This is a genomic window from Streptomyces sp. NPDC002564 (assembly GCF_042889645.1).
In the GTDB taxonomy this organism is placed as follows: Bacteria; Actinomycetota; Actinomycetes; order Streptomycetales; family Streptomycetaceae; genus Streptomyces.
The window spans coordinates 883,672-903,110 of record NZ_JBIARE010000001.1; the positions used below are offsets into that span (position 1 = coordinate 883,672).

Annotated in this window: 12 protein-coding genes; 5 read left to right on the top strand and 7 right to left on the bottom strand. The window is 72.1% G+C overall.

Going from position 1 to position 19,439, the window contains the following annotated elements; all coding sequences use genetic code 11:
• The first annotated feature begins 398 nt into the window (after positions 1 to 398).
• Entirely contained in the window at positions 399 to 1,736 is a 1,338-nt protein-coding gene (locus ACFYXE_RS04045; protein WP_389308573.1) for an FxsB family cyclophane-forming radical SAM/SPASM peptide maturase, read from the top strand.
• 100 nt (positions 1,737 to 1,836) lie between these two features.
• On the opposite strand, the gene ACFYXE_RS04050 is transcribed toward ACFYXE_RS04045, so the two are convergent.
• From ACFYXE_RS04050 to ACFYXE_RS04065, 4 genes are all read right to left on the bottom strand, one after another.
• Complete coding sequence (locus tag ACFYXE_RS04050) at positions 1,837 to 5,649, bottom strand: multifunctional oxoglutarate decarboxylase/oxoglutarate dehydrogenase thiamine pyrophosphate-binding subunit/dihydrolipoyllysine-residue succinyltransferase subunit (protein WP_389308574.1); 3,813 nt, start codon at positions 5,647 to 5,649, stop codon at positions 1,837 to 1,839.
• Between the two features lie 275 nt (positions 5,650 to 5,924).
• Complete coding sequence (locus ACFYXE_RS04055) at positions 5,925 to 7,004, bottom strand: sensor histidine kinase (RefSeq protein WP_389308575.1); 1,080 nt, start codon at positions 7,002 to 7,004, stop codon at positions 5,925 to 5,927.
• 13 nt (positions 7,005 to 7,017) lie between these two features.
• Complete coding sequence (locus ACFYXE_RS04060) at positions 7,018 to 7,758, bottom strand: response regulator transcription factor (protein WP_389308577.1); 741 nt, start codon at positions 7,756 to 7,758, stop codon at positions 7,018 to 7,020.
• A gap of 65 nt (positions 7,759 to 7,823) precedes the next feature.
• Positions 7,824 to 8,501 carry a spermidine synthase gene (locus tag ACFYXE_RS04065; RefSeq protein WP_389308579.1) on the bottom strand — a complete coding sequence of 226 codons (678 nt, stop codon included), beginning with the start codon at positions 8,499 to 8,501 and terminating at the stop codon, positions 7,824 to 7,826.
• Positions 8,502 to 8,663: 162 nt separating this feature from the next.
• On the opposite strand from ACFYXE_RS04065, the gene ACFYXE_RS04070 reads away from it, so the two are divergent.
• Positions 8,664 to 9,671 (top strand): rhomboid-like protein, encoded by a 1,008-nt coding sequence (locus ACFYXE_RS04070; protein WP_389308581.1) that lies wholly within the window; start codon positions 8,664 to 8,666, stop codon positions 9,669 to 9,671.
• Between the two features lie 102 nt (positions 9,672 to 9,773).
• Here the strand turns inward: ACFYXE_RS04070 and ACFYXE_RS04075 are convergent, their stop codons facing one another.
• Positions 9,774 to 10,811, bottom strand: a complete 1,038-nt coding sequence (locus tag ACFYXE_RS04075; RefSeq protein WP_389308583.1) for a methyltransferase — start codon at positions 10,809 to 10,811, stop codon at positions 9,774 to 9,776.
• Between the two features lie 308 nt (positions 10,812 to 11,119).
• On the opposite strand from ACFYXE_RS04075, the gene lon reads away from it, so the two are divergent.
• Positions 11,120 to 13,540 (top strand): endopeptidase La, encoded by a 2,421-nt coding sequence (gene lon, locus ACFYXE_RS04080; protein ID WP_389308585.1) that lies wholly within the window; start codon positions 11,120 to 11,122, stop codon positions 13,538 to 13,540.
• A 103-nt stretch (positions 13,541 to 13,643) separates the two neighbouring features.
• Here the strand turns inward: lon and ACFYXE_RS04085 are convergent, their stop codons facing one another.
• Positions 13,644 to 14,477: a lysozyme gene (locus ACFYXE_RS04085; RefSeq protein WP_389308587.1), complete on the bottom strand. Its 834-nt coding sequence runs from the start codon at positions 14,475 to 14,477 to the stop codon at positions 13,644 to 13,646.
• Positions 14,478 to 14,735: 258 nt separating this feature from the next.
• Between ACFYXE_RS04085 and ACFYXE_RS04090 the strand changes: the two genes are divergently transcribed.
• The gene (locus ACFYXE_RS04090; RefSeq protein ID WP_389308589.1) at positions 14,736 to 15,224 is read left to right on the top strand and encodes a MarR family winged helix-turn-helix transcriptional regulator; all 489 of its coding nucleotides are present in this window, start codon (positions 14,736 to 14,738) and stop codon (positions 15,222 to 15,224) included.
• Positions 15,225 to 15,260: 36 nt separating this feature from the next.
• Here the strand turns inward: ACFYXE_RS04090 and ACFYXE_RS04095 are convergent, their stop codons facing one another.
• Positions 15,261 to 16,106 (bottom strand): protein phosphatase 2C domain-containing protein, encoded by an 846-nt coding sequence (locus tag ACFYXE_RS04095; RefSeq protein WP_389308591.1) that lies wholly within the window; start codon positions 16,104 to 16,106, stop codon positions 15,261 to 15,263.
• Between the two features lie 357 nt (positions 16,107 to 16,463).
• On the opposite strand from ACFYXE_RS04095, the gene ACFYXE_RS04100 reads away from it, so the two are divergent.
• The coding region (locus ACFYXE_RS04100) for a nitrate- and nitrite sensing domain-containing protein (RefSeq protein ID WP_389308593.1) at positions 16,464 to 19,439 on the top strand (2,976 nt) is incomplete at its 3' end.

Sequence of the window (19,439 nt, forward strand, 5' to 3'; positions counted from 1 at the left end):
TCCCGGCGCAATGACCTGGAAAAACGCCGGACGCTGCGCAGTTGGGGATTCCGGCCGAGGCGACCGCGTTCGGGTCGCCCGAAACGTTGCGGTCTTGTCCGGTGTTCGACCGCATGGATAGCCTGCGTCGGTACCTTCGACTGCTCAGAGAGTATGAGCCGAGAGGATTCCTGTGGTGGATGAAAAGAGAGGTGAACTCGCCTCGAGGGCGGGCCTGGTGACCGCTTCCCTGGCGGAGATCGGGGCCTCCGGAGTCGCGGACGCGGCACGGGCGGCACAGCCGGGGAGCGCCCTGAGTGCCGCCCTGGAGCGAGTCGGCGCGACCAGCGGAATACCGGCGCAGGCGGTCTACGAAGACGCCCCGTAAAGATTCTGGTGCGGCGGCATCCATGGCATCCATGGCATCCATGGCATTCATGTGTCGCCTGTCGCCGCACCGGTGGTCATCCACCCTGGTGGGAGAAGTCTTGGTCGATCTTCCTTTCCCCGTTGCCGTCGGCCGTGCTCCCGAATGGCCGACGCAGAGGTTTGTCGATGAGGCGTTGGCCGATCCCGCCTGGGAGCCGATGCCCTTTACGGAGTACATCGTAAAGATCGAAAGTCGCTGCAATCTCTCCTGCGACTATTGCTATGTGTACGAGATGGCGGACCAGAGCTGGCGCGACAAACCGACGGTCATGACGCGTCCGACGATGGACCGGTTCGCCGACCGGCTGGGAGAGCACCTGGCCGCCCACGCGGAGAGTGTCCCGGCCGTCCGGATCGTCATGCATGGCGGCGAACCGCTGTTGGCCGGCGCGGAGCGCATCGGCTACGCGGCGGCGGCGTTTCGCGCGGCGGCTCCGGAAGGCACCGAGGTCACGCTGGCGATGCAGACCAACGGGGTGCTGCTCGACGAGGCCACGCTGCCCGTCCTCCGCGAGCACGACATCCGGCTCGGGGTGAGCCTCGACGGATCCCGGGCCTCACACGACAAGCACCGTAAGTACGCGAACGGCAAGGGCAGTTTCGATGCCGTGCTCCGCGGCATGGACGCCCTGCGGCATCCCCGGTACGCGGACCTCTTCCAGAGCGTGCTGTGCACGATCGATGTGACGTCGGACCCGATCGAGGTCTACGAGGCGCTGCTGAGCACGGGCTCTCCCACTCTCCACTTCCTGCTTCCGCACGCCAACTGGTCGGAGCGCCCGCCCGGGTGGGCCGGTGAAGAGGGAGGTACGCCGTTCGCGGACTGGCTCATACCCCTCTTCGACCGTTGGTACGGCACGACGCCCGTGCCGGTGCGGATCCGGCTGTTCGACGAGATCATCGCGCTGCTGCTCGGTGGGGAGAGCCGTACCGAGGGACTCGGTCTCACTCCGATCCGGGTGCTGACCGTCGACACCGACGGCGCGCTGGACCTGGCCCACACGCTCAAGTCCAGCTACGCGGGTGCGATGGCGACGGGCATGAACGTCTTTCGTGATTCGTTCGACCAGGCGATGACGCTGCCGGGGATCGTCGCGCGGCAGCGGGATCCGATCGGGCTGTGCGACACCTGCCGACGGTGTCCCGTCGTGAAGGTGTGCGGGGCGGGCAACTACACGCATCGCTACCGGCGCGGCAGCGGTTACCTCAATCCCAGTGTCTACTGCGCCGATCTGGCCCGGCTGATCGCTCATGTCGGCGAGCGCGTGCTCTTGGACGTGCGCGAGGCGGCAGGGGCCCAAGGGCCGTCGTCGCCGGAGTTGCCGTAGTCGCTGTCGTCCGGGCCCCGGACACGCCGGTGGGCCCGGCCCCCGGTCAATGTGACCGGGGGCCGGGCCCACCGTGCGTGCTGCCGCCGGAGCGGTTCGGCTAGGCCTCGAAGACCTCGCTGAGCAGGTGCTCCTGCTCGGCCTGGTGACGCTTGGCCGAACCGACCGCGGGGGACGAGCTGTGCGGCCGCGAGATGCGGCGCAGGCGCTCGCCGTGCGGGATGTCCGCGCCGACCGCCAGGTCCAGGTGGTCGATGAGGTTGAGGGCGATGAAGGGCCACGCGCCCTGGTTCGCCGGCTCCTCCTGCGCCCACAGGTACTTCTCGGCGTTCGGGTACTTGGCGATCTCGGCCTGGAGCTCGGCGCCGGGCAGCGGGTACAGCCGCTCGATGCGGATGATGGCCGTGTCCGTGGCGCCGCGCTTCTGCCGCTCGGCCTCCAGGTCGTAGTACAGCTTGCCCGCGCAGAAGACGACCTTGCGGACCGCCGACGCCTCGACCGAGGCGTCGCCGATGACCGGGCGGAAGCCGCCCGTCGTGAACTCCTCCGCCTTCGAGGCCGCCGCCTTGAGGCGCAGCATCGACTTCGGGGTGAAGACCACCAGCGGCTTGTGGTGCGGGTTGTGCACCTGCCACCGCAGGAGGTGGAAGTAGTTCGACGGGAGGGTCGGCATGGCGACCGTCATGTTGTTCTGCGCGCACAGCTGCAGGAAGCGCTCGATGCGGGCGGACGAGTGGTCCGGGCCCTGGCCCTCGTAGCCGTGCGGCAGGAGCAGGGTGACACCGGAGTGCTGGTTCCACTTCTGCTCGGCGGCCGAGATGTACTCGTCCACCACCGTCTGCGCGCCGTTGACGAAGTCGCCGAACTGCGCCTCCCACATGACGAGGGACTCGGGACGGGCCAGCGAGTAGCCGTACTCGAAGCCCATCACCGCGTACTCGGAGAGGAGCGAGTCGTAGACGTTGTAGCGCGCCTGCTCCTCGGAGAGGTACATCAGCGGCGTGTAGTCCTCGCCGGTCGCGCGGTCGATGAGGACCGCGTGGCGCTGGCCGAACGTGCCGCGGCGGGAGTCCTGGCCCGACAGGCGGACCGGGGTGCCCTCCAGGAGCAGCGAGCCGATGGCGAGGGTCTCGCCCATGCCCCAGTCGATCGTGCCCTCTTCGACCATCGTCGCGCGGCGCTGCAGCTGCGGCAGCAGACGCGGGTGGACGGTGACCCGGTCGGGGATGTTGACCTGGGACTCGGCGATCCGCTTGACGACCTCCTGGGAGATCGCGGTCTCGACGTGCACCGGGAACTCGGCCTGCGGTGAGGGCACCTCGGCCTGCGCGGGCTGCGAGACGGCCTCGCGGACCTCGGTGAAGACCTTCTCCAGCTGGCCCTGGAAGTCCTGCAGCGCCTGCTCGGCCTCTTCCAGCGTGATGTCGCCGCGGCCGATGAGGGACTCGGTGTAGAGCTTGCGCACCGAGCGCTTCTTGTCGATCAGGTCGTACATCAGCGGCTGCGTGAACGCCGGGTTGTCCGACTCGTTGTGACCGCGGCGGCGGTAGCAGATGAGGTCGATCACGACGTCCTTGTTGAACGCCTGACGGAACTCGAACGCGAGCCGCGCGACGCGGACGACGGCCTCGGGGTCGTCGCCGTTCACGTGGAAGATCGGCGCCTCGATCATGCGGGCCACGTCGGTGGCGTACATGGAGGAGCGCGAGGACTCCGGGGCGGCGGTGAAGCCGACCTGGTTGTTGATGACGATGTGGACCGTGCCGCCCGTGCGGTAGCCGCGCAGCTGCGACATGTTGAGCGTCTCGGCGACCACACCCTGGCCCGCGAAGGCCGCGTCACCGTGCAGGGCGACGGGCAGGACCGTGAAGTCCGTGCCGCCCTTGTTGATGATGTCCTGCTTGGCGCGGACGATGCCCTCGATGACCGGGTCGACCGTCTCCAGGTGGGAGGGGTTCGCGGCCAGCGAGACCTTGATCTGCTCGCCGTCCAGGCCGGTGAAGGTGCCCTCGGCGCCCAGGTGGTACTTCACGTCGCCGGAGCCGTGCATGGACTTGGGGTCCATGTTGCCCTCGAACTCGCGGAAGATCTGGGCGTACGACTTGCCGACGATGTTCGCCAGGACGTTCAGGCGGCCGCGGTGGGCCATGCCGATGACGACCTCGTCCAGGCGCGACTCGGCGGCGCTGTCGAGCACGGCGTCGAGCAGCGGGATGACGGACTCGCCGCCCTCCAGGGAGAAGCGCTTCTGGCCGACGTACTTCGTCTGCAGGAACGTCTCGAAGGCCTCGGCGGAGTTCAGCCGGCGCAGGATGCGCAGCTGCTCCTCGCGCTCGGGCTTGGTGGCGTGGGTCCGCTCGATGCGGTCCTGCAGCCACCTGCGCTGCTTCGGGTCCTGGATGTGCATGAACTCGACGCCGGTGGTGCGGCAGTACGAGTCGCGCAGCACGCCGAGGACGTCGCGCAGCTTCATCATCGACTTGCCGGCGAAGCCGCCGACCGCGAACTCCCGCTCCAGGTCCCACAGGGTGAGGCCGTGCTCGGTGATGTCCAGGTCGGGGTGCTTGCGCTGCTTGTACTCCAGCGGGTCCGTGTCGGCCATGACGTGGCCGCGGACGCGGTAGGAGTGGATCAGCTCGAAGACGCGGGCGGCCTTCGTGACGTCGTCGTCGTGCGAGGCGTCGATGTCCTTGAGCCAGCGGACCGGCTCGTAGGGGATGCGCAGCGCCTTGAAGATCTCGTCGTAGAACTCCTGCTCGCCGAGGAGGAGGTTCGCGACGATCCGCAGGAACTCGCCGGAGGCGGCGCCCTGGATGACCCGGTGGTCGTAGGTCGACGTGAGCGTCATGACCTTCGAGATGCCGAGCTTGTTCAGGGTGTCCTGGGAGGTGCCCTGGAACTCCGCGGGGTAGTCCATGGAGCCGACGCCCATGATGACCGACTGGCCGGGCATCAGGCGCGGGACCGAGTGGACGGTGCCGAGGCCGCCGGGGTTGGTCAGGGAGACCGTCACCCCGGTGAAGTCGTCCATGCCCAGCTTGCCGTCACGGGCGCGCCGGACGATGTCCTCGTAGGCCTGCCAGAACTCGAAGAAGTTCAGGGTCTCGGCCTTCTTGATGCCCGCGACGACGAGCTGGCGGTCGCCGTTGGGCTTCACCAGGTCGATGGCGAGGCCGAAGTTGATGTGCTCCGGCTTGACCAGGGTGGGCTTGCCGTCCTTCTCCTGGAAGGAGTGGTTCATCGACGGCATGGCCTTGATGGCCTGCACCATCGCGTACCCGATGAGGTGCGTGAAGGAGATCTTCCCGCCGCGGGCGCGCTTGAGGTGGTTGTTGATGACGATGCGGTTGTCGAAGAGCAGCTTCACCGGGACCGCGCGGACCGACGTGGCCGTCGGGACCTCGATCGAGGCGTTCATGTTCTTCGCAACGGCGGCGGCGGGGCCGCGCAGCGTCACGAACTCGGGACCGGCCGGGGCCTCGGCCGCGGGCTCCGCCTTGGCGGCGGGCTTGGCGGCCGCGGGCTTGGCGGCGGCCGGCTTCGCGGCGGCGGGGGCCGGAGCGGCGGCCGCGGGCTTCGCGGGTGCGGCCGGCGCGGCGGCCGGAGCCTGGGCCGCGGGCTTCGCCTCGGGGGCGGGCGCGGCGGGTGCGGCGGGAGCACTGGTGGACGCGGCCCCCGCGGCCGCGTCACCCGCCGGCTTCGCCGGGGGAGCGGCTACGGAAGCGCCCGCCCCTGGCTTGTAGTCGGCGAAGAAGTCCCACCAGGCTCGGTCGACCGAATTCGGGTCCTGGAGGTACTGCTGATAGATCTCGTCGACGAGCCACTCATTGGGACCGAAGGCAGCAGCAGGGTCCTTGCCCTGCCCGTCTTGGTCGGTCGAGATGCTCGAGTTACTGGGGGACTGTGGCGACACGGCGGTAACCGCCCTCTTCCGCTTCACAAGGTGATGGACAGCGGAAATAAAGGCTACGCCTCCCAGGGCGCGAGGTGCAGACCGGGCCCGGCATCCGTCGCGTAAGTCACACTGGATCGTTGGTTTCGGCGCTGTAATTGGCGGGAAACAAGCGAGGTTCTGCAACGCCAGATGGCCGCGCGGGTACGTCGGGGGGACGTCTACGCGCGGCGGCGGCTCCCGAGTGCCCTGAACAGGCACCCTGAATCGCTTCCGCTTCGAACCCTACGTCAACTTCAGGCTTCGGGCAGGCCCGGAAGAGTGACCTGGATCCGGCAACCACGAGGGGATTCGGCCACCCCGATGTGCCCGCCGTGCAGGTCGACCGCCCACCGCGCGATGGCGAGGCCGAGGCCGGTGCCGCCGTCGTTCCCGGACCCCTTCACGGGGGCTCCGGCGTGGCTGCCGCGGTTGAACCGCTCGAAGACGCGGTGCCACTCGGACTGCGGGATGCCGGGGCCCTCGTCGAGCACTTCCAGGTCCAGGGACTCGGGGTAGGGGCCGCGCCGGGCCCGTACCGTCACCCGTCCGTGCGGCGGACTGTGCTTGACCGCGTTGTCGATGAGGTTCGCCACCACCTGGTGCAGCCGCTCCGCGTCCGCGTGGGCCGTCAGCTCGGGGGGCGAGACGTCCAGGTGCAGGTGGACGTCCGTACGCGTGTGGCTGCCGGAGCCGGAGGCGATGCCCGCGCGCGCGGAGGCCACCATGTTGGCCTCCTTCAGGACGCCGGACAGATAGGGCCACACCTCGAAGCGGCGGGCCTTGAGCGGCACCACGCCGTTGTCCAGGCGGGAGAGGTCCAGGAGGGTCTCCACGAGCCGTCCCAGGCGCTCGGTCTGCTTCAGGGCGGTGCGCATCGTCTCGGGGTCGGCGGCCGAGACGCCGTCGACGACGTTCTCCAGGACGGCGCGCAGCGCGGCGATGGGGGTGCGCAGCTCGTGCGAGACGTTGGCGACGAGCTCCTTGCGCTGGGTGTCCTGGGCCTCCAGGTCGTCGGCCATGGCGTTGATCGTGGAGGCCACGTCGCCCAGCTCGTCGCGCCGGTCGGCGCCGCGCACCCGGCGCGTGTAGTCGCCGTGCGAGACGGCGCGGGCCACCGCGTTCATCTCGTCGAGCGGAGCGGTGAGGCTGTGCGCCACGAACTGCGTGATGAGGAGGGTGGCGATCACCGAGAAGACGGTGATGAAGCGCAGCTCGGTCTCGGTCTCCATGGCCACCAGGAGCAGGCCGGTGGTGATGAACACCGAGACCACCACGAGGGCGCCGAGTTTGGTCTTGATGGAGAACGGCCGCAGCCCGGTGAAGGGTCCGCTCATCACGCGACCCTCCTCACGGGGTGGGGGTCTCCAGCGCGTACCCGACGCCGTGCACGGTACGGATCCGCTCGGCCCCGATCTTCCGGCGCAGGGCCTTGATGTGGCTGTCGACGGTGCGGGTGCCGGACGCGTCGGCCCAGTCCCACACCTCCGCGAGTAGCTGCTCGCGGGAGAGGACCGCGCGCGGGGTGTTGGCCAGGCAGACCAGGAGGTCGAACTCCGTGGGCGTCAGGTGGACGTCCTCGCTGCGCACCCGGACCCGCCGCTGCGCGTGGTCGATCTCCAGTTCGCCGAGGCGCAGGATGCCGCTGCGGGGCGTGGTCGCGGCGAGGGTGGCCCGCTCGATGCGGCGCAGCAGGACGTGCACGCGGGCGGCGAGCTCGCGCATGGAGAACGGCTTGGTCATGTAGTCGTCCGCGCCGACGCCGAGGCCCACCAGCATGTCGGTCTCGTCGTCACGCGCGGTGAGCATGAGGACCGGGACGGGCCGCTGGGCCTGCACCCGGCGGCACACCTCCAGGCCGTCGAAGCCCGGCAGCATGATGTCGAGGATCAGCAGGTCGGGCTGCCAGGCCTGGGCGGTGTCGACCGCGGACGGGCCGTCGCCCGCCGTTTGCACGACGAAACCCTCGGCACGCAGCCGGGCGGCGATGGCGTCGACGATCGTCGGGTCGTCCTCGACCACCAGCACCCGGCGCTGGGCGCCCGGCGTCGCCGCCGTGGCGCCGTTGTGGGAGGTGTGTGTCTGCTCCATCGCCCGCCCCTGACACTGATCGCTTGTGTTCGGTCAGCAGGGTACGGGGCGCGAAGGGCCCGCGGCTACGCAGCCCTGACGCCGAGGTGGACCACGTCCGGGACGCCTCGGGCAACGGGGATCTCTTCGGCCCGTACCTGCTGGAATCCGGCATTCCGTAGAGCGTCGTCGAAAGTGGACGAGGGCTTGGCGGACCATACGGCGAGCACTCCGCCGGGGTTCAGGCGGTGCGCACAGGCCGTCAGACCGGCAGGCGAGTAAAGGGAGTTGTTGCCCTCCGTCACCGTCCATTCGGGGCCGTTGTCGATGTCCAGGCAGAGCGCGTCGTACGTCCGCGCGGCGTCGTGGAGGTGGGCGACGAGGTCCGTGTGAAGAATCTGCGCACGTGGGTCGGCGAGTGCCGGGCCGGACAGTTCGGCGAGGGGGCCGCCGCGGTGCCAGTCGATGATCGCCTGCTCGCGCTCGACGACGTCGATGCGGCCCCAGCGGGGGTCCGCGGCGGCGTGGGCGAGGGAGAAGCCGACGCCGAGCCCGCCGATCAGCAGGGCCGGGCGGGGGCGGCCGTCGAGGGCGTCGCGGGCCGCGTCGACGAGCAGGCGCTCGGAGCGGCCGTCGGAGGTGTCCATCAGGAAGCAGCCGTTGGCGATGATCTGCAGCAGGTCGCCGTGGCGCCGCAGGACGACCTCGCCGTGCGGACCCTCGCGCCGGTCGAGCACGACGGGGGCGGTGGTGTGCGGGTGCATGGCGTCAGCCTAGAGAGCGCCGACCTGGGTAGGGAGGAATTCTCGGCGCAACGCAGAAGCCGCGCGGCGGGTTGCTGTGACGTGCGTCTCACGTGGCGCCGGTCATAGACAACGCCGGAAAAAAGGGCAAAGGGTTGGCCGGGACGGAAGGAGCTCCTCACCGTGAATCGCAGTGGGCCGACGGCACCCGCCCCCGAAGCGCCGGACGTGGCCGAACGCGCCCTGAGCGCGATCCCGGCCCAGTCCCCACCGGGGGAGAGCCGTGCCCCGCGCGGGAACGGCTTGGCAGGTGCGAACGGTCCGGAGCGGGTGGACGACCCGTCGGGGTCCGCCGCGGACCACTCCCGCGGTGAACACCGCTCCGACGGTGGACGTCGGGCCCGCGGTGAGGACCGGGCCCACCATGACGAGCGCCCCGACGGTCAGGACCGCGCCGGAGTCCCGGGCGGGGCCGGCGGGTCCCGGATCCGGACCGCGTCCCGCGCCGGGGCGGCCCCCGCGACCGGCGTGACCGGCGCCGGACGGGCGGGACGGCTGCGGTTCCGGCCCTGGCGGCTCCTGCCCACTCCCACCGGCACCCCCTTCACCTTCGGCTACGCCCTCGTCCTCGTCGCCACCTCGCTCTTCACCGAGTACGCCGACCCGGACGTCGTCTCCTCCCTGCTGCGCGGTTCGAGCACCGACGTCGCGCACCTCGCGCAGAGCCCCTTCCTCGTCCTGATCGCCAGCGCGCTGTGGGTCGCGGGCGGCATCACGTCCCCGTACGCGATCGGGTTCCTGCTGGTGCTCACCGCGCTGGAGCGCCGCATCGGCGGACTGCGCACCGCCGGCGTCTTCCTGCTCGGCCACGCCGTGGCCACGCTCGCGACGGAAGTGCCGGTCGGCCTCTCGGTGCTCGCCGGGCACCTGCCCGACAGCTCGCTGCACCGCCTCGACTACGGCATCAGCTTCGGGGTGGCCGCCAGCGTGGGCGCGCTGGCGGGCCTCCTCACGCCGTGGCTCAGGTGGGCCGTCCTCGCCGGGTTCGGCTGGATGCTCGTCGACGACCTGATCGCGTTCACGGACCCCATGACGAACTGGGGGCACCTGCTCGCGCTGGTCATCGGCGTCTCCACCTGGCCGCTGCTCCGGCGCAGGCCGGGCGGCGGCGCGGCCCGTACGGACGCGTAGCACCCCGTCTCGACCTGTAGCACCCCGCCTCGACCTGTAGCACCCCGTCTCGACCTGTAGCCCCGTCTCCGCCACGGCCCGGAACGGCACCTCCGCCACGACCTAGAACGCCGCCTCCGCCTCCACGATCGAGGGGAACGCGTCGGTCGGCAGGATTCGCGTCAGCCGCAGTCCCGCCCCCACCAGCAGCGCGGCGAATTCGTCCTCCGTGCGCTCCCGCCCGTCGACGATCGCCGCCATCGCCACGTCCAGCGTCTTGCCGACGTGCGGTTCGTTGCCGACGGGCAGCACGCAGTCGACGATCAGGAGGCGGGCGTCCGGCGCCATCACCGCCCGGCAGTTGCGCAGGATCCGCAGGCACGCCTCGTCCGGCCAGTCGTGCAGGACCTGCTTGAGCACATAGAGGTCGCCGCCCTCGGGCACCGCCGCGAAGAAGTCCCCGGCCTCGGCCCGCCACCGCCCCCGTACCTCGTCGTCGTCGGCCAGCACGTGGGTGCTCACCGCCGGGGCCTGGTCGTAGAGCACCCCGGTCAGGCCGGGCCGCCCGCGCAGCACCGCGCGCAGCAGCCCGCCCCGGCCGCCGCCGACGTCGACCACCGTGCCCTTCTCCGGGAAGGGGTACGTCCCGGCGATCACCGCGTCGACCGGCCCCGACAGGGACGTCATGCCGGCGTCGAACAGCTCCCGCAGCTCCGGGTCCCCGGCGAGATGGTCGAAGAAGGGCTTCCCGAAGAGGCGCTCGAAGGACGGGCCCGCGGCGCGCACCGTCTCCTCCAGGCCCGCGGAGTTCCGCACGAAGGACGGGTCGGTCAGCATCAGGACCGCCGCGTGCAGGGAGTCCGGCACGTCCGTGCGGATCGCGTCCGCGAGCGGGGTCAGGTGGAAGGCGCCCCCGCCGTCCTCGCGGAACAGGCCGCGGGTCGCCAGATAGCGCAGGACGCGGCGCAGGTGACCGGGGTCCGTCCCGGTCCGCGCGGCCAGCTGCTCGGCGGTCCGCGGCCCGGCCGCCAGATGGTCGGCGATCCGGCAGCGGGCCGCCGTGCGCAGCGCCGCGGAGAAGAGGTGCCCCAGCGCGAGCTCCACGAGCTGTCCGGCCGCGTCCCGCACGTCGCCGTCGCCGTTCCCGGGTGTGTCCACCACAGATCCCCTCCTGAAGGTCGGGCCGGAGGGTCGCAGCGACCACGGTCCCAAGGGCCACGGTCCCAAGGCGAGGGCCAGGAGGGAACGCCGCAGGGGGGCGGCCCCGGCCACGTGACCGGAAATGGGTCCGGATCCCGTCGTACGCCCGCCCGGCGCACCCGCCGCGATCCCGTCGTACGCCCGCGCGCCGTACCCGTCACGGAGGCGGCTTCCGGGTGATCGCTCACAGCGAACAGGGGTCGGGGAACATCTCGGCACTCACCAGCATTGAGTCGGTATAGCTCAACTTGAATGCCGAAGGGGAGATCATGGCTTCTGAGTCCGCTGCCAACACAACGCTCACTCTGCCTGTGCTGCCGCTCGACGACGAGGTCGTCCTGCCCGGCATGGTGGTTCCGTTCGACCTGTCCGACGCCGACGTGCGCGCCGCGGTCGAGGCCGCCCAGGCCGCCGCGCGGTCCACCGGGGACAGCAAGCCGAAGGTGCTGCTTGTTCCGCGCATCGACGGGACGTACGCCGCGACCGGCGTGCTCGGCACCGTCGAGCAGGTCGGACGGCTCTCCGACGGCGACCCCGGCGCCCTGATCCGCGGCCGCCACCGGGTGCGCATCGGCGCGGGCACGACCGGACCCGGCGCCGCCCTGTGGGTCGAGGGGCTGAAGCTCGACGACTCCGTGCCCGAGCCGCTGCCCGGCGCGGTCACCGAGCTCGTCACGGAGTACAAGGCGCTTGCCACCAGCTGGCTGAAGAAGCGCGGCGCCTGGCAGGTGGTGGACCGCGTCACGCAGATCGACGACGTCTCCGCGCTCGCCGACAACAGCGGCTACTCGCCGTTCCTCACCGTCCCGCAGAAGATCGAGCTCCTGGAGACCGAGGACGCGGTCGCCCGCCTCAAGCTCGCCACCGAGCAGCTCCGCGAGCACCTCGCCGAGCAGGACGTCGCGGAGTCCATCGCCAAGGACGTGCAGGAGGGCGTGGACAAGCAGCAGCGCGAGTTCCTGCTGCGCCGCCAGCTCGACGCCGTCCGCAAGGAGCTGCGCGAGATCAACGGCGACAGCAAGGACGCGGCCGAGGAGTCCGACGACTACCGCGCCCGCGTCGAGGCCGCCGACCTGCCCGAGAAGGTCCGCGAGGCCGCCCTCAAGGAGGTCGACAAGCTGGAGCGGTCGAGCGACCAGTCGCCCGAGGGCTCCTGGATCAGGACCTGGCTGGACACCGTCCTCGAACTGCCCTGGACCGAGCGCACCGAGGACGCGTACGACATCAAGGGCGCCCAGGAGATCCTGGACACCGAGCACTCCGGGCTGCAGGACGTCAAGGAGCGCATCACCGAGTACCTCGCGGTGCGCAAGCGCCGCGCGGACCGCGGCCTCGGGGTCGTCGGCGGCCGCCGCGGCGGCGCCGTGCTCGCCCTCGTCGGCCCGCCCGGCGTCGGCAAGACCTCGCTCGGCGAGTCCGTGGCGCACGCCATGGGCCGCAAGTTCGTGCGGGTCGCCCTCGGCGGCGTGCGCGACGAGGCGGAGATCCGCGGCCACCGTCGTACGTACGTGGGGGCGCTGCCCGGGCGGATCGTGCGGGCCATCAAGGAGGCCGGGTCGATGAACCCGGTGGTGCTCCTCGACGAGATCGACAAGGTCGGCTCCGACTTCCGGGGCGACCCGGCGGCCGCCCTCCTGGAAGTCCTCGACCCGGCGCAGAACCACACCTTCCGCGACCACTACCTGGAGGTCGAGCTCGACCTGAGCGACGTCGTCTTCCTGGCCACGGCCAACGTCCTGGAAGCCATCCCGGAGGCCCTGCTCGACCGCATGGAGCTGGTCCGCCTGGACGGCTACACCGAGGACGAGAAGGTCGTCATCGCCCGCGACCACCTGCTCCCGCGCCAGCTGGAGCGGGCCGGGCTCGGCACCGACGAGGTGACGCTCGACGAGAGCGCGCTGCGCAAGCTCGCCGGCGAGTACACCCGCGAGGCGGGCGTGCGGAACCTGGAGCGGTCCGTGGCACGGCTGCTGCGCAAGGTCGCGGCCCAGCACGAACTGGGCGACAGGGAGCTGCCGTCCACCGTCACCGACGCGGACCTGCGGGGCCTGATCGGGCGGCCGCACCACGTGCCCGAGTCCGCCCAGGACCCGGCCGAGCGCCGCACCGCGGTGCCGGGCGTGGCCACCGGGCTCGCGGTCACCGGCGCGGGCGGCGACGTGCTCTTCGTCGAGGCCTCGCTCGCCGACCCGGAGACGGGGGCCTCCGGGCTCACGCTCACCGGCCAGCTCGGCGACGTGATGAAGGAGTCGGCGCAGATCGCGCTGAGCTTCCTGCGCTCGCACGGCGCGGAGCTGGAACTGCCCGTCGCCGACCTCAAGGAGCGCGGCGTGCACGTCCACTTCCCGGCGGGCGCCGTCCCCAAGGACGGGCCGAGCGCGGGCGTCACCCTGACGACCGCCCTCGCCTCGCTGCTCAGCGGCCGGCTGGTCCGCACGGACGTGGCGATGACCGGTGAGGTCTCGCTGACCGGCCGGGTGCTGCCGATCGGCGGCGTGAAGCAGAAGCTGCTCGCCGCCCACCGGGCCGGGATCACCACGGTGATCATCCCGAAGCGGAACGAGGCGGACCTGGACGACGTGCCCGCCGAGATCCTGGAGAAGCTGGACGTCCACGCGGTCACGGACGTGCGCCAGGTGCTCGAACTGGCCCTCACCGAGGCCGAGGTGCGGGTCCCGGCCGCGGCGTAGCGGACCGGGCGGGACGGCAGGACCGTCCTCCGCACGGCGGCCACCCCGCACCGGGGTGGCCGCCGTTCACGTACGGGCCGACGCGTCCGACCGGTCGCCGGGCTCAGCCGTTGGCGAGCGCCACCACGCGGTCGAGGGCGCCGTTGAACTTGTCGTGGTCGCCCACCGTGGGGCCGGACGAGGTGTACTGCCACATGGTGTGGAAGCCCCAGCCCGCCGGGAGTTCGCCGGGGGAGGTGTTGTAGCGGGCGATCCACAGCGGGTTGCTCGCGCCGAAGCCGCCGTAGTTGCCGGTGCAGTCCTTCCACCAGCTGGTGGCCGTGTAGATGACGGCGTCGCGGCCGGTGCGCGCCTTGTACGTGTTCAGGAAGTCCCGGATCCAGGCGACCATGTCGGCCTGGGACTTGCCGAAGCAGGCGGCGCCGTACGGGTTCCACTCGATGTCCAGGACGCCGGGCAGCGTCCTGCCGTCGCGCGACCAGCCCCCGCCGTTGCCCGCGAAATAGTTCGCCTGGGCGGCGCCGGACGAGGTGTCGGGCGTCGCGAAGTGGTACGCGCCGCGGATCATGCCCACGCCGTACGAGCCGTCGTACTGCTGGGTGAAGTAGGGGTTCTTGTACGAGGTGCTCTCGGTGGCCTTGACGTAGGCCCACTTCACTCCGCTGTTCCACAGCGTCTGCCAGGCGACGTTGCCCTGGTGGCTGCTGACGTCGACGCCCTCGGTCTGGGCGGCGTCACTGCCGCTGGGCCGGCCGCCCTGGCCGTCGTGTTCGACGACGCCTTGGCCCAGGCGCGCGGTGCCGCGGTCGGGGACGTCGTCCGCCTGGGCCGCCGTGGGGAGCGTCAGGAGGAGGGAGAGTGCGGACAGTACTGCGAGGAGAACCCCCGCCGGCGACAAGCGCGAGCGGCGGGCCGGTCCGGGTCTGTGCACGGGCATGGGCGTGCCTCCGAAGGCCTCGGTGGTGCTCGGTGGGGACCTGTCGACATGACCTGGTGTGAACATGTCATGCAAAACGCTACGCACGTAGACCGCCGTTGGGGAAGAGGTGCAGGCTTCTGCCGTTGGTCCACTCCTGTGGCGGTGCCGCCGGGGGAGAACGGCCGCAACCTTGCGAAATACTGGTCAGGCCGCTGCCGCCGAGGCCGCGGCGCGCGGGTCATCCGGCGATAACTTTCAGAATCGGGAAAGCGGGACATGGGTGCTGCAGAAGAGGGCGTGGAGCCCGGCGCGCAGGACGAGGTGGAACAGGGTGCCGACCCGGAGTTCCTCTCCCTGGAGCGGGAGTTGTCGCTCCTGCTGCGCCGCGCGCGGGCCTCGTCGGGCGAGATGGCGCGTCAGGTGCACCCCGACCTGGAGCCGTCCGCGTACGGGCTGCTCGTCTGCCTGGACGACTCCGGACCGCAGCGGGCCACCGAGCTCGCGGCCTTCATCGGCGTCGGCAAGGCCACGATGAGCCGCCAGTTGCGCGCACTTGAGGAGCTCGGCCTGGTCTCGCGCGAGCCGGACCCGGCCGACGGGCGCGCCTGGCTGATCCGCCTGACACCCGACGGCCGCACCCGGTTCCGCACCGTGCGAGCCGCCCGCCGCGCCCAGTACGTGCGCCGCCTGGCCAGCTGGGAGCGTCCCGAGGTCGCCGAACTCGCCAGGCTGCTGGGCCGCCTGAACGCGAGCGCGGACACCTGAGACCGGGGCGGACCCGGCCCCGCGGCCGGGTCCGCCTCACCACTGCGCGTACACGACCGCCGCGTCGTCGTGCCGCTTCCCGCGCGGGAAGGCCAGGCGCTCCGGGTCCGCGCGCTCCAACTCCCGCACCCGGTCCACCAGGTGCTGCGCGCCCTGCTTGCGCAGCAGCGCCAGGCAGTCCGCCCAGTCGCCCTCGCGGAAGGTCTCGACCCACCGCCCGGCGCCGTCCGTGAGCGCCGCCACCTCCGTGACGTCCGCCCGGGGCGTCTCGCCGGTGACCGCGCGACCGGCGGCCGAGGGGTCGGCGGCCGCGGTGTAGAACCCGTCCTCCGCGTTGCGCAGGGCCTCGACGGCCGCGCCGTACGCGCGGCCCGCCACGTCCCGCTCGGCCGAGCCGCGCGGCAGCGCGCGCACCTGGTCGCGCAGCGCCCGCACGGCGGGCGGCAGTTCCGCGAGGCGCCGGTCGAGGACGGCGGTGACCGACCCGTCACGGCCCGCCATCAGGAGCGCCGAGTCGGACAGGACCAAGTGCTCCACGCGTTCGGCGTCCCACCGCACGAGCACCACCGTTGCCTGAGGTGTGCGCGGGTGAGAAAGGTCACAGGTTGAACGATGGGCGTCGGCGGTACGCGAGATGGCGGCCGCCAGGATCTCAGTGAGCGTCATATCCCGTCGTGAAACGGACAGTTCGCCCAGCGCGCCACCGAGTCGCGCGGTGAACCAGGGGACGGAATGCGGACACCCGACCGAGCCCTCGGGCGGCGTCACGCCGTCCAGGACGACGAGCGATCCGCCCTGTCCGGACGCGGGAAGCGCGACCGACGCGTAGTCCTCGTTGGGGCGTGCGGGGTCGCCGGGTTCGGTGGCCAGTTCGATACGCATCCGGCCAGTCTGCACGAGGCCTTCACAGGGTCCGCGCGAGGCCGTGACGGGGGCGGAGGGGGGCCCGGGCGGGGCGCTCGCACGCCGGAATTCGGCCGGAATGATCACCTCCGGCGGGGTGTGGCGGCGCATCCTGCCAAAGCCCGTCGGAGACGTCCAACCGGCGCACCGCATATGCCGCGCAGCAGCCATCCCGGGACTTGCCCGCCAACTCCCCGCCGATGTTCACTCCTTCGGGTGGCCAGGCAGGCGATGCGCGACCGCCACTCACCGGCACTGGAAGGGTCAGGAACCGTACCGGGGGAGCGCTCGCGTCGACAGATCGTCACCCGGGCCCAAGGGCAGACGAAAACTAGAATGCGAGCACCGGTGCAGAAGATGCGGCCTGGGCGCAAAGGCAAGCAGAAGGCCCCGGAAGGGGCCACGCCGGGAGCGACCACACCGACCGAGCGTGCGCCGGAGCGCACGGCCACGGACCCCTCCGCGGGCGCCGACGCCCCGGCGCAGGGCGAGCGGACGGTCGCCCCCGCCACACCTGACGGCCCCGCGACCCCTCACGACTCCACGGCCCCTCACGGCCCCGCGAACCCTCACGACTCCGCGGCCCCGCACGGCGCCACCGCGCCTGACGGTTCCGGCGCCCCCGGCGCCTCTCCCGCGGCCGACGCCCCCGCCGCGCAGCCCTCCGTCGCTCCGGCACCCCCCGCGAACCGCAAGCCCACCGCGCGGGTGCGCAACCGGCTGATCATCGCCGTCGCCGTCGTGGCCGCCGCCGTGCTCGGCGCGGGCGCGCCCGCCGTCCTCGCCGCCTCCGGCCGCCTGAACGACACACAGGACCTGGTGACCCTCGCCGAGCAGACCCAGCAGGCGGTCTCCCTCGGCCACTCCCTCGCCGACGAACGGGACGAGGTCACCACGTTCATCGCCTCCGGGCGCCCGCAGGGCAAGGGGCTCTCGCAGAGCCGCAGCGCCCGCGTGGACCGGCAGATCGACGAACTGCGCGGCGCCGAAGGGCCCGCCGGGCTGCGCGACGACCTCGCCGACATCGGCGCCGTCCGCAGAGCGGCGCTCACCGGCAAGAGCAGCGCTCTCGAAGCCCACGACGCGTACACCAAGGTCATCACCGAACTCCACGGCCTGACCCGCGACCTGGCCGAGCGGCTGCCCCCCGAGGCCAACCGCGGCGCCCTCGCGCTCGCCGACCTCGACCACGCCGTCGAACAGGCCGCCGCGGCCCGCGGCCTGCTGCTCGCCGCCCTCGCCCTGCCCCGCCCGGCCGGCACCCCCGCCATCGACCCGGTCACCGGCCTGCCGACCAACGTCACCGAGGAGTCCCCGGCCGACGCCGAGCGGCGCGACGAGCTCAGCTCCGCCGCCCAGCAGGCCCGCATCCGCGAGCTGGCCGCCCTCGCCGACTTCCGCGACACGGCGAGCGACTCCGCCCGCGCCACGTACGAGTCGACCGTCACGGGCTCCGAGGTCGGCGCCGCGGAGAAGTACCTCAAGCGCCTCACCGACCGGCCCACGCTCTCCGCCGCCGAGCAGCGCTACGACCGCGACAAGGTCGACGCCGCGCTGTCCGCCCGCATCGAGACCATGCGCGGCACCGAGTCCGCGCTCGGCGTCCAGCGCACCAAGCAGCTCGCCCGGCTCCGCGACGACGACGTCACCGCCCTGGAGATCCGGGTCGCCCTCGTCGGCGTCTGCCTGCTCGTCGCCGTCGGCGTCGCCATGGGCGCCGCCCGGTCGCTGACCCGCCCGCTCGCCGTACTGCGCCTCGGCTCCGCCCGCCTGGCGGGCGAGCCCGCGCCCCAGGAGCCGATCCGCTTCACCGGCCGCGACGACGAGTTCGCCCAGGTCGTCCGCTCGGTCAACGCGCTGCACGCCCACGCGGCCGCCCTCACCGACCGCCTGGGCACCCTGGAGGCGGACCGCAAGCACCTCATCGGGCAGCGCACCTCCATGGCCGACGAGCGCGCGGCGCTGCGCGAGGAACTCGCCGAGGCCTCCGCGCACCTGGAGCGGGTGCGCCACTCCATCCACGGCACCTTCGTGAACCTGGCCCTGCGCACCCTCGGCCTGGTGGAGCGCCAGCTCGCCGTCATCGAGAACCTGGAGGACCGCGAGCAGGACCCCGACCGGCTCGCCACCCTCTTCAAGCTCGACCACCTCGCCACCGTCATGCGCAGGCACAGCGAGAACCTCCTGGTCCTCGCCGGTGCCGAGCACGGCCACCAGCACCCCGGCGCGGTGCCGCTCGTCGACGTCGTGCGCGCGGCCGTCTCCGAGATCGAGCGCTACGAGCGCGTCCGGATCGCCACGCTGCCGCCGCACGCGCACGTGGCCGGGTTCGCCGCGGACGACATCAGCCACCTCACCGCCGAGCTCCTGGAGAACGCCACGTCGTTCTCGCCGCCGGACGCGGCCGTCGAGGTCTCCGGGTGGCTCCTGGAGAACGGCGAGGTCATGCTCTCCGTCCAGGACGAGGGCATCGGCGTCACCCAGGACCGGATGGACGAGCTCAACGCCCGCCTCGCCGACTTCGACCCCGACGACGCGTACGACCAGGAGAGCGGGGACGGGCTGGGGCTCGGCCTCTACGTCGTCGCCCGGCTCGCGGCCCGGCACGGGGCGCGGGTGCGGCTGCGCGAGCAGAAGCAGGGCGGGGTCGCCGCGGTCGTGGTGCTGCCCAAGGCGATCCTCGCGGCACCGCCGTCGCCGGGGGCGCCCGCCGCCACGGTCGCCTCGCCCCGGAGCGCGGAGCCGGTGGTGCACCTGCCCGGCTCGGAGGCCGAGGCCAACTCGAACGTCCTGCCGGCCCGCCTGACCGGCGCGCCCGGCGAGGATCCGCTGATCGCGGCGGCGGAGAGGACGCTCGAAACGGAGTTGCCGTCGGCTTCCCCTGGACCGACGCCCTCGCCTGCGCCTGCGCCCTCGCCTGCGCCTGCGCCTGCGCCCTCGCCTGAGCCCGAGCCGACGCTCTCGCCCGAGCCCGTGGCTGAGCCCTCGCCCGAGCCCGAGCCGTCTCCCGAGACCACGATGGAGTTGCTGGCGCCTCCGCCGCCCGACCCGGCACCGGGGGCTGTGCCCGCCCGTCCCGCCGTGCGGGACGCCCGCCCACAGCGGGAGGACGCCGAGCCCGAGCCGTCGGAGGAGTCGGCCGCCCAGGCCGCGACCGCCGCCGAGAGCGCCGCTCAGGGCGAGGGCGTGGGACCCAGGTGGGAGCGGGTCACCGACGAGCGGGAGGACGCCGAGCCCGAGCCGTCGGAGGAGTCGGCCGCCCAGGCCGCGACCGCCGCCGAGAGCGCCGCTCAGGGCGAGGGCGTGGGACCC